At 43.7% G+C, this 16,305-nt stretch carries 14 protein-coding genes; 10 read left to right on the top strand and 4 right to left on the bottom strand.

All coding sequences use genetic code 11. From position 1 onward, the window contains the following. The first annotated feature begins 42 nt into the window (after positions 1 to 42). Entirely contained in the window at positions 43 to 1,122 is a 1,080-nt protein-coding gene (locus OCU36_RS18320) for a carbohydrate porin (RefSeq protein WP_261839936.1), read from the top strand. Between the two features lie 371 nt (positions 1,123 to 1,493). Here the strand turns inward: OCU36_RS18320 and OCU36_RS18315 are convergent, their stop codons facing one another. Beyond that, on the bottom strand, positions 1,494 to 2,291 hold the full coding sequence (locus OCU36_RS18315) for a helix-turn-helix transcriptional regulator (RefSeq protein ID WP_261839935.1): 798 nt from the start codon (positions 2,289 to 2,291) through the stop codon (positions 1,494 to 1,496). A 57-nt stretch (positions 2,292 to 2,348) separates the two neighbouring features. After that, a complete protein-coding gene (locus OCU36_RS18310; protein ID WP_261839934.1) occupies positions 2,349 to 2,882 on the bottom strand; it encodes a YbhB/YbcL family Raf kinase inhibitor-like protein in 534 nt (177 codons plus the stop codon). Positions 2,883 to 3,125: 243 nt separating this feature from the next. On the opposite strand from OCU36_RS18310, the gene OCU36_RS18305 reads away from it, so the two are divergent. The 4 genes from OCU36_RS18305 to OCU36_RS18290 all read left to right on the top strand — a co-directional run bounded on the left by OCU36_RS18305 (position 3,126) and on the right by OCU36_RS18290 (position 8,478). After that, a complete protein-coding gene (locus tag OCU36_RS18305; protein WP_261839933.1) occupies positions 3,126 to 4,535 on the top strand; it encodes an ATP-binding protein in 1,410 nt (469 codons plus the stop codon). Further along, a complete protein-coding gene (locus OCU36_RS18300) occupies positions 4,513 to 5,160 on the top strand; it encodes a response regulator transcription factor (protein WP_261839932.1) in 648 nt (215 codons plus the stop codon). The genes OCU36_RS18305 and OCU36_RS18300 overlap by 23 nt, the downstream gene beginning before the upstream one ends. Next, entirely contained in the window at positions 5,160 to 5,972 is an 813-nt protein-coding gene (locus OCU36_RS18295) for a DUF2861 family protein (protein WP_261839931.1), read from the top strand. Before OCU36_RS18300 ends, OCU36_RS18295 begins: the two co-directional genes overlap by 1 nt. 103 nt (positions 5,973 to 6,075) lie before the next feature. Next, positions 6,076 to 8,478, top strand: a complete 2,403-nt coding sequence (locus OCU36_RS18290) for a glycoside hydrolase (RefSeq protein WP_261839930.1) — start codon at positions 6,076 to 6,078, stop codon at positions 8,476 to 8,478. Positions 8,479 to 8,546: 68 nt separating this feature from the next. On the opposite strand, the gene OCU36_RS18285 is transcribed toward OCU36_RS18290, so the two are convergent. Next, the gene (locus OCU36_RS18285; RefSeq protein WP_261839929.1) at positions 8,547 to 9,449 is read right to left on the bottom strand and encodes a LysR family transcriptional regulator; all 903 of its coding nucleotides are present in this window, start codon (positions 9,447 to 9,449) and stop codon (positions 8,547 to 8,549) included. 125 nt (positions 9,450 to 9,574) lie between these two features. Between OCU36_RS18285 and OCU36_RS18280 the strand changes: the two genes are divergently transcribed. The 5 genes from OCU36_RS18280 (at position 9,575) to OCU36_RS18260 (ending at position 15,726) form a co-directional block, all read left to right on the top strand. After that, a complete protein-coding gene (locus OCU36_RS18280) occupies positions 9,575 to 10,639 on the top strand; it encodes an HlyD family secretion protein (protein ID WP_261839928.1) in 1,065 nt (354 codons plus the stop codon). A gap of 4 nt (positions 10,640 to 10,643) precedes the next feature. Then, entirely contained in the window at positions 10,644 to 12,194 is a 1,551-nt protein-coding gene (locus OCU36_RS18275) for a DHA2 family efflux MFS transporter permease subunit (protein WP_261839927.1), read from the top strand. Between the two features lie 286 nt (positions 12,195 to 12,480). After that, the gene (locus OCU36_RS18270; protein ID WP_261839926.1) at positions 12,481 to 14,070 is read left to right on the top strand and encodes a response regulator; all 1,590 of its coding nucleotides are present in this window, start codon (positions 12,481 to 12,483) and stop codon (positions 14,068 to 14,070) included. Next, a complete protein-coding gene (locus OCU36_RS18265) occupies positions 14,064 to 14,396 on the top strand; it encodes an Hpt domain-containing protein (RefSeq protein ID WP_261839925.1) in 333 nt (110 codons plus the stop codon). Before OCU36_RS18270 ends, OCU36_RS18265 begins: the two co-directional genes overlap by 7 nt. Before the next feature lie 433 nt (positions 14,397 to 14,829). Then, complete coding sequence (locus OCU36_RS18260) at positions 14,830 to 15,726, top strand: sigma-70 family RNA polymerase sigma factor (RefSeq protein ID WP_261839924.1); 897 nt, start codon at positions 14,830 to 14,832, stop codon at positions 15,724 to 15,726. Between the two features lie 209 nt (positions 15,727 to 15,935). Here OCU36_RS18260 and OCU36_RS18255 read toward each other — a convergent pair whose 3' ends face one another. Then, on the bottom strand, positions 15,936 to 16,289 hold the full coding sequence (locus OCU36_RS18255; RefSeq protein ID WP_261839923.1) for a hypothetical protein: 354 nt from the start codon (positions 16,287 to 16,289) through the stop codon (positions 15,936 to 15,938). Positions 16,290 to 16,305: the final 16 nt, after the last annotated feature.

Below are 16,305 nucleotides of genomic sequence, written 5' to 3'. Positions count from 1 at the left end.
TCATTACTTATATATTAAATTACTTATTTAGGATGCACATTTATGAAACTAACTTATCTAGCCGGTGCGGCATTGCTAACATTAGCCTCTACTTCCTATGCTAATCCGGTAGTATTTGGCAATGTCGATGACGGTCAGCTTACTCTAGGTGGTGATGCAGAACTTAACTTGAACTTTAACAACGAGTCCGCGTCTAGTAAATACAAACTGGCGAATGACGGCAGCAACTTCAACCAAGATGGTAGGCTATCGTTCACTGTAGATGGTGCTAAGAGTGTCAACAATAAAACAATATCATTTAGATTCAATCCACTATATAACACTGATGGATCAGTATCTCTCGATGATGCTTGGCTAAACATTGATGCTGATAGTACTGCATTAAAAGCGGGTCGTTTCGAAGCAGCCGATCTATTCCCAAAAGGGCAAGATGTGTTTGTGAACCAAGCTGGCAATGCTAGCGATTCAGCTATAGCGAATGAAAACTTTTATTTATATGAAATGAAAGAAGGTAGAGGTCGTGCTGCTGAAGCGGGACAATTGATGCTTATTCAGAAGTTTGGCAATCTTACCGCTGAAGTTAATACAATATTTGGTAAGCGAACTGACATATTCACTAAGGTTGATACTGGAACGTCAGTAAATGATTCTCTTTATGTTCGCCCTGTGCTCACATATAAGAACGATGGATTCAACCTTTCAGGTGGTATGGAAGCGCAAGTTCTTTCTGATACCGCTATCGTTAATGGCAAAGATATAGGTAAGCGACTTGGTTTTGGCGTATCAACGGGCTATGCAACAGAGAACATTCAATTCTTGGCTAATTTTGCCCAAATGAATGCTAAGAATGAAACAGACCGATCATTTGGCGTGAATACAACATTATATAACTTTGGCATTGGCTATATTCGCGGAACGAACGACGTTAAAACAGTCACTGTTAATGGCAAGGAGTCAGGTGCATTAGACACTATCTATACGTCATATGCATATAATCAGGCTTTAGGCTTCGATAACTTTGACATACTGGTTGGAGCCTACTATTCAATCTATTCAGAAGACAATAAATCCGGTGATGCTAAAAATGTTGGTGGCCGTATGCGCTTGAAATACTACTTCTAATCGTTCTCCTACGTGCTCTGATGTGATGGACGCACCTACCTTGTACCGTGTTACACCAAACTAATAGTGTAACAAAGCCCTAAATGGCAAAATGCCATATTTCGGACTTGTATTAGGGTTCCATTCATTGGTGATAATGAAACACAGACTTCAAATTGCAATAATGAGAAAAGCCCAGCATAACTGGGCTTTCGTTGCCTATTAGCTTCGGGGAACAAAGTCGAGCACTGAATCAAATGACCATTGTGCGGACCATGCGCCATTGGGTACAGCCGTCACTTTTGGTACACCGTTCGCGTCTTCAGTATTGATGACTGAATTCGACTGGTCAGTGCAACTGTTCTGATTAGCGTTTAGGGCAAACAGAATGGTTATGGCGCCGCGACTTTATTGCTCGCGACTGTCTTGATGTATTCACTGGGCGACAAACCAAATTTGCCTTTAAAGCGCTGACTAAAACGCCCTTCCGATTGATAACCGCAAGACTGAGCCAACATCGCAACATTCTGCTGTCCGTTTTGCATCAGATAAAGCGCGTGACTCAACCGAACTTCAGCCAACACCTCACGATATTGCATACCTTCCAGTTTGAGCTTTCGAATCAGCGTGGCTCGGCTCATCGCAAAACGCTCCGCTACCGACTCTAGCGGATGCTTCTCATCTGGCGAAAGTGAAAGATAATGGCTGAGCTTTTGGCTAAACGAAACGTTGGCACTGGCAAACAATCGATGTAACACCCCTTTTTCAGCAAGTTGCTGGTACAAGCCCTGTAACCAAAACTGTTGCGTCTCTTTGCTCATGCTCTGTGTATCAAACGAAAACAGCGCGTTGAGTGAGTCTTGTAAGTTTCGATCCGCTTGCACTGTCGGTAGCCCCAGATCATTCGAACGTTCCTCACTTAAATCAAGCATCGCCTGACAAGGTTGGAATTGAAAGCTGAACACGCGCGACAAGAAACGCCCTCTGTGGGGCATGTTCTCAAAGCTTAGTGACGCTGATGCCTCACACAATAACAGCTCAGAATGTGAGAGTTCGGCCGCTGAATCTTTCCAAAACAGGCGCTTACTGCCTGTAATGATCTGAATGATACTCGGGGATAGAATCCTCACATTACGCAGCTTTTGTAACTGCTCTGCACGAAAGATCGTCACTTGATATTGATGATTCATCTCATCCCCTTGTTTACTTATTATGTACGTGTATAAGCTTTTAACGTACACAAGCGATTAACGTGTATAAGTTGCGGTCAGTTTCGCTTTGTCTAAAGCCATGCTGTTCAACGTGAAGCCAACCACTGCCGACGGCGTGTTTTCGTCGAGGTTAAGTTTGTCCGTTGGCAATGCCCAAACTGTGAACTGGTAACGGTGCATGCCATCGTTTTCTGGAGGACATGCGCCACCGAAGCCAACGGTGCCGTAATCAATGCGACCTTCTTTGCCACCGACTTTAGCGATGTCGACACCGCGAGGTAGCTCGTTCACAGTTGCAGGGATATCAAACGCAACCCAGTGCCAGAAGCCACTTTCAGTCGGAGCATCGGGATCATAAGCTGTAATCGCAAAGCTTTTGGTGCCTGCTGGTGCATCTTTCCACATTAATTGTGGTGATAGGTTATCGCCGTCACAACCCCAACTTGAGTATTCAAAAGTCTTCGCCATTGGGTGACCTTCTTGAATATCGTTACTGGTTAATTCGAACGCCTGAGCAGAGCCTGCAGCCAAAATACTGATTGCCAATACTGATTTGATGATGAGTTTCATGATGGTTCCTCTTATTAGGTATGAGCCCAGTATAGACCCCTCCGCTTACTCAATAGTGACAATAAGTACACAATTATCTAGTTTAAGCCGCCAATATGATACTTACTGTATTTTCAATTGATTATTTTAAAGCATGACCTACTCGACAATTTTTTGTTAAAGGAACACTTGTTGACATTCAGGTTACAAATCTCGCCCAAAACTCTTTAGACTTGCCCCACGACTTTTAACGAGAATGATTGGATGCGCAGGTTTACATTAGCTCTTTGCTTGATCTTTTGGCTCCCGACTCTAGTCAATGCACAAAGTTTGCAAGACAAGTGGCAAACCTTGTATCAACTGAGCTGGGAATCATCCCCAATCCTAGTATCTCAACAAGAGTTGGCTCAGTATCCGAAAGTTCTGCTTCATGAACGTAGCCGCTATCCTGATTTCAACCAATTCAGCTGGGACGACATCGCAGCGTTAGCGTCAATACAAGATCACTGCCGAACGATTGAAAGTAATAACCCTTCATTACATGATGCCATCGAGTTCGAGCTCGCTCTGTGTCAGCAACAAGCATTGGATTCGATTTGGTTTGCAGCACACTCCAAACGTCACCCTGCCGGTGGCAGCTTTGCTGATCGTTATTTGGCAGTTTACCCAGACGTAAGCGAGCAAATACGTCCATTTTTGAGTATTACCAACCCTCAGCATCCTTTATATACCAAGCTAGAGTCGCTAACAGCTCAAGGCAGAGAAGCACTGCTCAATGGATACCGCGCTTGGCAACAAGGCGATGTGCTTTGGTTGAGTGGTGAACAAGGCTGGAAAGCCATTCCCTTAGATGTATGGCAGCCTATCGCAGATCAGCAAGAGGTATCTTTGGCAGGTGAAACCTGTACTTTTCGTTACAGCAACGTGTGCTTAAGCGAGCCTAGCAATGACAATCTGATCATGAAAATCTTGATCTTTTCATTGCTGTTAACGTTGCTTTCCGGGCTAGGTAGAGTCTTATACCTAAGAACAAAACAACGAAAAGAGAGGCAGTTCGTTTTACAGCTTCTTACTCATGAACTGCGCACGCCCATTACTAGCCTAGGTCTAACCGTCGAGATGTTCAGAAATTGCTACGATGACTTTTCTGATGAAACTCAAAGTGCGGTTTGGCGTTTAATATCTGACTATCAAAGGCTCTCTCAGCTCACCGAAAACAGCAAAGTGTACCTAAGTTCGGATCAGTCAGAACCTTTGTTGAAGCAAAACGCATCATTAGAAGAGTGGCTTGATCATGTCTGTGAAAAGCACAATATTTCTTATCAATGCGAAGCGCGTGAAGTTGAACTAAATCAGCCTTATTACTGGCTAACCATCTGTTTGGATAATCTAATCAAGAATGCCAAACAACACGGTAAAGGTGAGGTTTTGGTCAAGGTCGAGCTCGGAGACAAGCTGACGATTGAGGTACAAGACGAGGGGCACTTCCCTTCGCCGATACAACGACTCATGTCCCGTGTCACGCCAAGTGAAGCGCACAAACTGGATAACATGGGCATTGGTCTGACTATTGTCGAGCACTTGATGAAGCAAGCAAATGGCCGCCTTATTATTCTTCGTAACCCAACCCGATGTATTTTGGAAATTGCTTATGAACACCCTACTGCTGATTGAAGACGACCAACTGCTTGGACAAGGCCTCGTCAGCTTCTTTGAATCCAATGGTTACCAATGCCTTTGGGCGAAGGATTCAGAGAGTGCCAGTAAGCAATGGTTCCGCGCCGATCTAGTGATACTGGATCGACAGCTTGAAGATGGGGACAGCTTGCAACACCTTCCAAACTGGTTGCTCCTCAAAGCGCTGCCTGTGATTGTGTTAACCGCTAAAGTAGAAGTTCAACAACGTGTTGAAGGTTTAATGGCGGGTGCCAAAGATTACGTCACTAAGCCATTTTCGAACGACGAATTGCTCGCCCGAGTCATTACCCAGCTTCGTCCGTTAGGGGTGAGCCTCTTAAATTACGCAAATATCCAAATCAACTTGTCGGAGCGGATCGCTTATCTGGATGAAAGCCCAGTCACACTAAAACCTAAAGAATTTCAACTATTGGTACTGTTTGTGCAGAACCAAAGTCGTGTGTTTCACCGAGATGAGTTACTCAATAAGATTTGGGGGTATCAGGCCTTTCCTAGTACCCGAACCATTGATAATCACATCCTACGCTTACGCCAGAAGCTGCCGACATTGAATATCGAAACACATCGCGGCGTTGGTTACCGCTTAGCCGGGGAATCATAATGAAAGTTCCTTCGTTAGCGGCACTGCTCTGCACCTTGCCGCTCGTAAGTCATGCGGCATGGTTTACCGACACGCCATTGCAGCACACCTATCAATCGCTGCTTGATGGTCAACCTCAAGTTGCGTGGCAAGAGCTGCAAATCGCACTCGATCAACAAACACTCGATAGTGAACTTTGGCTGCCAGTCAAACAAGAGATATTGAGCCAAACTCAATGTGGAACCTCACTAAAACAAAGTGCTGAGCCGAAACACCACATTCAAGTCAGTTTCATTCGACGCTATGGCCTGTCGTCACACGGTTATCAAATCAAAGTCTCTGCCGAGCAACTAAACAAAGGCTTAGAAACCCAAACTCTTTCTTTAGTATCGCCTAAAGGCAAAGTCCTTCTTGATGGACAACTCGCTTCCAATAATGAGTATCAAGAGATTGAAACCAATGAAATGTTCATCAAACCCGAATCTGGTGTTTATCAACTAAAGATAGATTCAAATCACTACCCTATTGTTGTCGCTTTAAATGACAGCAATCGATGGCTGACGCTCGAGAGTAAACTCAGCGAACCACATATCGTGCTCTCACCTCCAAAAGTGATCGACAGTTGCCCCGATGCTAATGTGAGTTGGCAATGGTTTGATGATAACTACAACCTGTTAGGCTACAAAGTGCCAATCAAAACAGCGCAAGCACCCGTTCCCACAGAAAGTCCACTTGGAACCAAAGCCAAGCACTTGAGTGCTTCGGTTGAAATGTTTGAATACCAAGGCGCAATTGAAGTCCAATATGTGCAGCGCGTCGCCGTACCTTTCTAATGGAATACCACTAAAGCCAAACAGAAAATAGAGACATATAGGTGACAAAGCACTCGCGCTACTTAGGTGTAATAACCGTACTTACCCTTTACGGAATCTAAATATGCTCAGCGTACGTCACCCACTCAATCTTTCTAATTGTGCCATTGTGGCTTTAACAACAGCTTGTCTGTTTTCATCCAATGCACAAGCGCGCCAAATAACGCTCACCAGTAATAGCAGCGTTAGCGCTAACACCACTACGAGCAATATCGTCTCTATATCATCGAATACTCTAGAGATAGATTGGAATGACTTAAGCGTTAACAGCGGTGCTCTCACCGTTGATAGCCAACCACAGAAAATGACCAACCTGATCATTGGCTTATCCGATAAAGCTGACTCAGCAAAAATCGCCACTTGGACCTTAGTGCCTAGTGGGATAAACGTTGAGGCAGAGCTTAATCAAGGCCAGCTCACTTTTCAGTTCAGCTTGCCTTCGAATATTCAGGTGAAACGAAACAAGCCCATTGAGTTGGCGTGGTTTGATCTTGCAGAACAACAAACTCAGACACTATTTCTACCCTTTAGTGAAGGCATGCGCGTGCCTATTGATAACAAGCTTTGGGCAAGCTATCTCGTCGGCAACTATTCTGGAAGCAATACCACTCAAGACTTAAAGATGCCTTTTTGGACTGTGCAGCAAAACAATCATTTCATTAGCTATCAGATGGTTAATGCGACCAACAATCAACTGCTCTTTTCAGATGCATCCTCTGATAACTCATCTAATTCAAAGACCAAAATTGATATGAAGGCATTACACCAATTTACGATGCTCAATCAATCACAGCCTTTTATTGTTCGTATCACCCTTGGAGACTCATGGTTAGATGGAGCGAAACACTACCGCGATTGGCGCATCGAAAATAACCTTTCTGAAACACTGGTTGTTAAACAAAAACACAATCCAGATGTGAGTAAGCTAATCGGCGCAAGCCACGTTTACCTATTTGGCAAAGACCCATTAAGCATCCAAGATGTGAGTGACTGGTGGGGATTGAAAACATGGTATCTCGAGGGCTCTAAACTCAACGTTTCTGCGGAAGCGAACAGAGAGCTGTCGTCACTATCCAAGGGAAAAGATTGGTTCAGTCAGTATCACAAACAACTATTGTTGGACTCTATTAGCCAGTCATTGCAGGTGTTATATCCTGTTGGTAATCCGACACTCAAAAACAACACGATTAAAGCGCAATACAAAGCAGCACAGGATAAGAAGAACTGGTTGCTAGAGCACGCTTCCCCTTACCTAAACTCGCCAGAGACTTGGGGACAAGCGTTGTCTTCAGGCATGATCGCCAATCTAAATAAGGCAGGCTTAAACAAACTGTGGCTCGGATTCGATAATTGGATGCCAGCATTCTATCAACCTAACGCTGTGGCTCTGGCAAAACAGTCCGGATATCTGGTCGGCACCTACGATTCCTACAACACAGCCATTCCTGCGAAGCTCAATGACAACTGGCTAACCGCTCAATTACCAGAGCCGATGCGTCAGAGTTGTGCCATTGAAATGGCAGATGGCAGCCTAAAAAAAGGGTTTCGAGGTAACGGATTCTATCTAAATCCGAACTGCCATTTAGAATACGTCAAGCAGCGCGCTCAAGACATTATGAGGTTCGGGAACTTCAACAGCTTGTTCTTAGATGTTGATGCAACCGCCATGGCCCGTGAAGATTACAGCGGCTCTATAGACAATCATATCAAGAGTCATAGCTACAACAATGGAAATGGCAATACAAACGAGTCGGACATGCTTTCAGCCTTCAACAACCGAATGCAGTGGCTTAGCGAGCAACCATCGTTAGTATTAGGATCTGAAGACGGCAACAGCCTAACAACAAAAGGCATCGCGTTTGCACACGGCTTAGAAACGGTTGGTTTTGGTTGGACAGATAAAGAGATGAAAGAGAACCGCCAGTCTCCCTATTACTTAGGTCGTTGGTACCCAGACCACAAGCCCGACTTCTTCTTTAAGCCGGCCGAGGTTAAAGAGCCCTATAAGTCGCTACTGTTTTCGCCACAATATCGGATTCCGCTTTACCAAGCCGTTTTCCATGATGAAGTAATCAATACGCACCATTGGCATTCAGACAGCCTCAAGTTCACTAATGTAAAAGCAGAACGTGACTTAACCGCCATGTTGTATAACACACCACCGATGGTTCACTTAACCAGAGATGAAGCTTTATCAAGTTCAAGCCCGAGAATCAAAGCACTCAAACACTATCAAGATGGCTTTGAACCGATCCACGAACAGTTATGGGATAAACAGTTGGTCGATTTCGAATGGTTAGATAAGACCGGCGATGTTCAACAAACCGAGTTCAGTGACGGGAGTAAGATCATAGCCAACTTCTCCAGCAAGGCATTTCGTCACAACGGTATCGATATTGCTGGCCTATCGATCAAAGCTATATTAGCGAATGGACAAGTCGTCGACTGGCAGCCCAATCATAGTTAACTTCGATACAGTTTAGACAATAACGAATAATAGGAAGCCTAAACACTTAACCAGTAAGGTTTAGTCCGTTACTTTTGCTTCCTATTTTGAAAGGCCGTCAATAGATAGTCGATAAAGACTTTCTTACGTTTCGGCATCAACTGTCTGTCTGCATACACGAGACTGACTGAAACCTCTGGCATCTCATATTCAGATAACAGATGAATCAACTTACCTGTCTTGAAGTGTTCACGACAAATGAATTCAGGAAGTACAGCTAAGCCAAGCCCGTCCACACAGGCCGTTAAGCAGGCCGTGATGGTATTCACTCGTAACTGACAAGGCAGATCGATCAAAGCCACCTCACCGTCTTCTAATTGCAGTTTCCATTTAGGTATACGCGCCGCCTTGTTCACGACCTCAATCATTCGAAAGGGTGCCTTGAGATCCATTGGTGACTCTATTTGTCCAAACCGTTCTAAATATTTGGGGCTGGCAACCAATACACGCCCAGAGGTCGTTAAGTAACGAGAGACTAAACTGGAGTCTTCTAAGTCACCAATTTGAGCGTACAGATCTATCCCTTCTCCAATGATGTCGACTTCTCGGTTACTCAGTTCCAAATTCATCGTCACGTTTGGATGCTCTAGCAGAAAGCTATGGATATATTTAGCGAGCACCTGATGACCAAGCTCGACAGGCAGTACTACGTTTAAAGGACCGCGTATCAGATCCTGATTGGCTGAAACTTCTAATTCCGCTTGATTCATAATGTCATGCATTTGCATGCTCAATTGATAAAAACGGTCCCCTTCTGGCGTTAACACTAAACTACGGGTCGAACGAGTGATCAATCTCACACCTAAATGCTGTTCGAGATCTGCTAGTTTTCGGCTAACCGTCGATTTTGTCATGTTCAATGCTTCAGCAGCTTGTGTGAAACTCCCACAATCAACGACTTGCGTAAAAACAGTCACCGCATTTAAGTCCATCGTACTTCTCCAAAAAATCTATTAGTTATATTTGTGCAACAGTGTTTCCCTTTTTTCCTATCTTATCAATCAATAAGTTTCGTTTACAATTCGTTACATCCAAATAAATAGAAAATGAGAATAAAATGGCAGAGAACAACAGCGCTTCCCAGACAGTAAGCACAAAAAAACGTAAAAAAGCACCGCTTATTGCGACGGCAATCATGCTGTCATTGGGGTTAGCTGGCGCTGGATACTGGTACGGCTATGGCCAGTACTTTGAATCGACGGATAACGCCTATCTGCAAGGTGACATTACCAACATTAGCCCTAAGGTCTCGGGTTACATTGTTAAGTCTTATGTCAGTGATAACCAATCCGTTAAAAAAGGCGATTTGTTGGTTCAAATTGATGACCGTGATTATCAATCCGCACTCATTCAGGCGAATGCGCACTTAGCGGTCGTTCAATCAAGCGTACAAAACTTAATTGCCAAACAAACGTTACAACGTAGTCAAATTAATCAAGCAGAGAGCCGCGTTGATTCCGCACAAGCAGGATACGAACGCGCACTTCAACAAGCCGAGCGATCTCGTAGTCTGTTAAAGCGCAAATATGCTTCACAAGATGAAGTTGACAGCATGGCAGCACAACAAAAAGTCACTCAAGCCGAGTTGGAAGAAGCAAAAGCTAATTTGGTCGCAAGTCATGACCAACTCACGGTTATTGCGAGCGAAATCGAACAAGCACAAGCATCGGTAGCGGAAGCGAAAGCACAACGTGAACAGGCACAACTTAACCTCGAGTACACCAAAGTTTATGCTCCCACAGATGGTGTGATTGGTAAGCGTAGCGTGCGCGAAGGTTTATTGGTGCAAGCTGGCGCGCCACTTCTGAGTTTAGTACCGAATAATCAAGTGTGGATTGAAGCCAACTTTAAAGAAACACAATTAAGCGGCATTCACAAAGGTCAAACCGTTGAAATTGAGTTAGACGCTTTCCCAGGCCAGCCGCTTGAAGGCGTAGTTGACAGTTTCTCCCCTGCGACGGGTGCAAAATTCGCGTTACTACCACCGGAGAATGCAACGGGCAATTTCACTAAAATCGTTCAACGTGTACCAGTGAAAATTACCATTCCAGATCAACAAGAATTGAAAGGTCGATTGCTTCCTGGTTTGTCTGTAGTTGCAACGATCGACAAACGAGGCTAGATCCATGAGCAACGCTGCTGCTGTCGCCCCAACTCATGATGAAAGCGAAGTATCGAGTCGCAACTGGATCGCCCTATTTGGGGGCTTAATTGGCGCATTTATGGCGATCTTGGATATTCAGATCACCAATTCATCTCTGAAAGACATTCAAGGTGCGCTGTCTGCAACCTTAGATGAAAGCTCATGGATCTCTACGTCTTATTTAGTCGCCGAGATGATCGCTATCCCACTCAGTGGCTGGCTTTCTAGAGCGCTTGGTAAACGCCGTTATATTATTTGGACCACGCTCATTTTTACCCTTTCATCTTTGTTGTGTTCAATCTCATGGAATATGACTTCGATGATTGTATTCCGGGCGATGCAGGGATTCAGTGGTGGTGCATTAATCCCACTCGCTTTCTCATTGGTCGTTCAATTATTGCCCATCAACAAACGTGCCGTTGGTATGGCCTTATTCGGGGTAACCGCGACCTTTGCTCCCTCGATTGGTCCAACATTTGGTGGTTGGCTGACCGAGAACTTCTCTTGGCACTATATTTTCTACGTCAACATTCCACCAGCTCTGCTTGTGATCACTATGATCCGTTATGGCTTAGACGATGAAAAACTCGACCTTGGTACCCTGAAAAAAGCTGACTGGTTTGGTATCGTGACCATGGCTCTCGGGTTAGGTTGCTTAGAAGTGGTATTGGAAGAAGGTAACCGTGAAGAGTGGTTCAGCTCAAGCCTGATCATTGGTTTAAGCATTGTCTCCGCCGTCAGTTTGGTCTATTTCGTTCTCAATGAATTACAACATAAAAAACCCTTGGTGAATTTGCGACTGTTGCGGGATGGACAATTTGCGATGTCTTGTATCGCCTATCTGATTTTAGGGATGGCTTTACTGGGTTCCATTTATGTTCTGCCGATGTACCTCACTCAGATTCAGCAATATAACGCGATGGAAATTGGTGAAGTGATCATGTGGATGGGTTTCCCACAGCTGCTGATCTTCCCAATCGTACCCAAGCTAACGCAAATTATTAAACCTAAGTATTTGGTAACCTTTGGCTTCGCGATGTTCAGTTTCAGTTGTTACGTAAATACTCATATGACAACCGATTTTGGTGGGCAACAGCTGATCTTATCCATGGTTCTACGTGCAATTGGGAGCCCGTTTATCATGGTTCCGCTGTCTTTGGTTGCCATGAAAAACATCAGTAAAATGGATACGCCAGATGCATCCACCTTATCCAACGTAATGCGAAACTTAGGTGGTGCTTTCAGTATCGCGATTATCGCTACGCTACTTGATAATAAAACGCGTGAACATTTGGCTCACATCAAGGAGTCATTACCTTCGGTGAGTCAGCTTGGGTGGCAAACACTTCAGCAAAAACAAGCTTTTTTTATTCAATCAGGGAGCGATGCCGCAACGGCGATGCAACAAGCACAAGCAAGCTTACTTGGTACAATGCAGCGTGACGCTTCAATCATGGCTTACAACGATGTGTTCTTAATCATGACGGCATTCTTGGCTCTAGCAGCAGTATTAATTCTTAACATGCGTGATTAACACTAGAGTTTTGAGTAAATAAAGCGCAAGTAACGGGTAATATTTCGAATAAAATCTCGCTTAACAAAACAGAGAGGTAAGCTTATCGGCTTGCCTCTTTTTTATTGGTTAAACTCGTATAATGCGAAAAATAAGGCCAACACAATCTTCGTTTAAACACTTCCATAAACGTTATCGAATACTCGTTAATTACCAATAGTTTATCAAGTGTTTGTTTATGATATAGGCACCTTGACAGTGTACAACTTGACGCCTAGATTAAAAATAGCATTTGGTATTGAGGAAAATGGATTTGACCTTACCAGCGAACCTACGGGTTTTAATTGTCGACGACTCTAAAAGTGCAACAATACTTATTAAGCAGCAACTGGCTAGTTTGGGAGTTTCGCGCGACTGTATTTTTATTGCGACCGATTATCGAAAAGCCATTAAAGCGGTCGAGACACACTCTTTTCATGTACTCCTCATTGACTACCACTTAGAACAGTCTTTTACTGGCTTTGAGCTGTTGGGTATTCTGTATCGAAACCGCCTCATCGATCATACGGTGGCGACAATCTTGCTCTCTGGGGATATGCGTCAGGAGACAGTATTAACCGCCCTTTCAGGTGAAGCACACCACTTCGTTTCTAAACCGATTAATACTCAAACGTTGGGTAAAAAGATCCAAAGTGCCGTGTCCGTTTCAAAGAAACTCACCCAACTGAATGATTTGTATCCCATTGCCAGTCAAGAGAGATTAGCTCAAGCTTTGGCGATCTCCCCTAATGGTACTAGCGTTCAGTTCGAAGCGACATTGATTGAACATTTAATTGCAGGTAAGAAATGGCAGTTACTCTCTAGCGTTATTAACAACTCGAAAACCAACATGCACCCAACCAAATTGGTGGCTGAGGCGCTGATTCTCGACAGCTTAGGCAAGCCAAATTTAGCCATAGATAAGCTCCACAATTTTCTGATAGCGCAGCCACTCTCATTAAGCGTTATTGATTGCTTAAGCTGTATCTATGAAAAACACAAAATGCTGCTGCCTGCTCTTAAATTGGCGATTCGTGCATTTGAGATGACACCGAGTATCAGCCATCGTGCAATCAGGGCCATCGACTTAGCTGAGAACGCAGATAACACACATATGATCATAAAGTTAGGCGATATGTATGCTACCCACATTTCAGCTGCTGACATTGATGTCATTCATTCCATTGGTGCGCACTTTAATTCCTTAAAAGCAACGTATCAACGCGAGACGCAACTAAAGTACAAACGTATTTTGCTTGAGCACGCCAACCAATTCACCGAGTTGGTAAACCTGAAACTTCCGGTAAAACAACAGCAGCAGGTTTTGGCCAGCCTTGCCCTATTTCAGAGCAGCATATTGCTCATCGAAAATAGCCCTCAGGTTTCCCACAAAAAAGTGATTAGAGCTTCGACACTGCTAGCGAACAATTTCCACAGCCAACCAACTTATTTGCTCACTCAGTTATTACCCATGCTCGCCCACTTTGGTGAGTACTCTCTTTATCATTTAGCAATGGGATGTCTCAAATCTCGTGGAGAAGCCGTAAGCCACCAACTGAAGCCTAAAAATATTGCCCCTTCGACTTGTATTAATATTGAAAACGTTGGATCAATCCAAGAAATAAAGGACTACATTCACAGTTATCCATATTCCGTTGCCGCCAAACTTGACTATATATATGCCGTCCATAAAGCTCATATAGATGAGAAACTTAGCGACGACTATTTGGAAGAGCTTTTACAGTTAGAACTTCCGCCAAAATGGAATCAATGGATTAGTGATTCATCACAGTATGGTTTTTCCACTAAGCCACCTAACCCATTTTCAACATGCAGCCGACAGGAGTCCACATGCTAGACTTTGATGCTTTAAACGCCTATTTAGATAACGACAGAGACGTTATTTACGCCGTTTTGTCTACCTATCAAGAAGATCATGGTAATTCGCTAGAAGAGATCGAAGAGTTGGTTCAACAACAGGATTGGGACAAGCTTCATTTCACTGTGCATACTTTAAAAGGCATATTAGCCAGTTTCGGTGAAGACACCGCCACTCTCGCATTAGAAAGAGTTGAGCAAAACACACTCAATAAACTGGCTCCTCAAGAGAACGATCTTTCCGTTATCTATAATGAAGTCAAGATCATCAACCAGCAAATCAATGAGGTTCTTAGCACTTATTAGTCCGATAAAATTAAAACGTTCGTGGTGAGACTTAACAGCCGACACAGCTAAAAGAGTTGAGGCACTTTGATAACATTGAACCTCAACCCTTGCTATTGTCTTTATCAATTTCCCTACCCATTTTTCGCCATTCACATCTATATTTCACCAGTCACATCTATAATGTTCCTACCATTCATCCAGATAAACCGATACATCAGACATAACTGTCCCCCCCTTATATTGATGTTTTGAATAACTACAGCGCCCATTTGATGAATCACAATAAAGGTTAAACTTTTGTAACAAGTTTGTCGGAGTAAAGATACAAGATTGCAATTTATTTATTGGTAAAGAAGAAACTGTTATCTACACTATAATGAAACCAAGTGTTAATCACTTAATAGCATAGCGCTATAGCGAAATGTTCAGTCGGCTAGATAAGGACAAGGAAATGAACAACGATAGCTTTACTGCGTTTCAGGAGCTCACGGATGACAACCCTATTAACAACTCATTTTCGACTACTGCAGAGCCTTATGCTCACTATCTGAAGGATATCGTAGGCATCGATCTACTATCGCGTGAAGATGAAGTATATTACGCAAAATTGAATCGCGCAGGTGATAAAAAAGCGCGTGATGTCATGATCGAATCAAACCTGCGCCTTGTTGTGAAAATCGCAAAGAGTTACCTAAAACGTAAAGGCCATAATTTCACTCTGCTCGATCTGATCGAGGAGGGTAATATCGGCTTGATCAAGGCCATCGACAAATACGACCCTGAACCCGGTTATCGTTTTTCAACCTATGCCGTATGGTGGATCCGCGAAAACATTGAAGCGGCACTGATGAACACAGGACGTACCGTTCGATTACCAGCTCACGTGTGTAAAGAAATAAACAGCCTCGCCTCAAAGAAACTTGATGCAAATAAGAAAATGAGCAAAGAGATTTCTATTTCAGAACTCTCAGAGCGTTCTGGTGTTAAGGCCGAACGCATCGATCAACTGGTGGCGTTAAGCGGATTTATTGACGTAACGACAACGGTTGGAACTAGCCAAGCCCCCATGGTGCTTGATCAATGCGAAAGTGAATACATCCCAACTCCTCAACAAGATTGTGAGGATAAATCTTTTACTCTAGCTTTAGAAGAAATCATCAATACGCTTCCACCAAAATTGCAAAAGGTGTTAATCCACCGTTTTGGTTTCTTTGATAACAACGTGAAAACACTGTCTGAGGTCGGACAAATGTTGGATGTGAATGTTTCTAACGAGCGGGTTAGACAGATGCAAAGAGAGGCGGTCGAGAGAATTCAAAAACGACTCAAATTTGATGGCTGGGTGTAAATCACAACCCTGTTGAAAATTAGGTGAAAATAACGTTAAGCCAAAACAGCAACGTAAGTAAAAAAACAACGTTAAGTAAAAGAAAGAACCTTAGGGTGAGCCTCAAAGCTTGCCCTTTTTGTTTGCCTCATTCGCTAGAAAAACAAAAAGATCTTAAGCACACGAACCCTAAGTCGCTAATAGCTAATGGCAAGTGCCAAATCATTAACTTACCTTAGAGAAGTGATTCGCTCACTGCGTAAAATGAGGTAATGAATATAAGTGGTTTCAAGGCAATCTTGTTCCCACACCGATAAAATACGTTTCGCCGCAAAATAATAATCTTTGTTTCTCAACAGCATCCCAACCGTGCGGCTAAGCTTTTCAAATCGAACGTAATCGCTCGCAGAGATGTCGTCATCTTCATTTTCAATAATGGGCGCTAAACCATCGACAAACCAATTATTCAATATTTCTCGCATCTCCAATTCAGACTCAGGCACATCCACACTCGACAACGCTCGATGTTGAGGCGGTGGCACGATGTACTTTGACGCTAGCGGTGAACTGACATAACGATACATGCCCTCACTCCCTTTT

Source organism: Vibrio artabrorum, assembly GCF_024347295.1.
In the GTDB taxonomy this organism is placed as follows: Bacteria; Pseudomonadota; Gammaproteobacteria; order Enterobacterales; family Vibrionaceae; genus Vibrio; species Vibrio artabrorum.
This window is presented reverse-complemented; position numbering and strand designations above follow the sequence as displayed.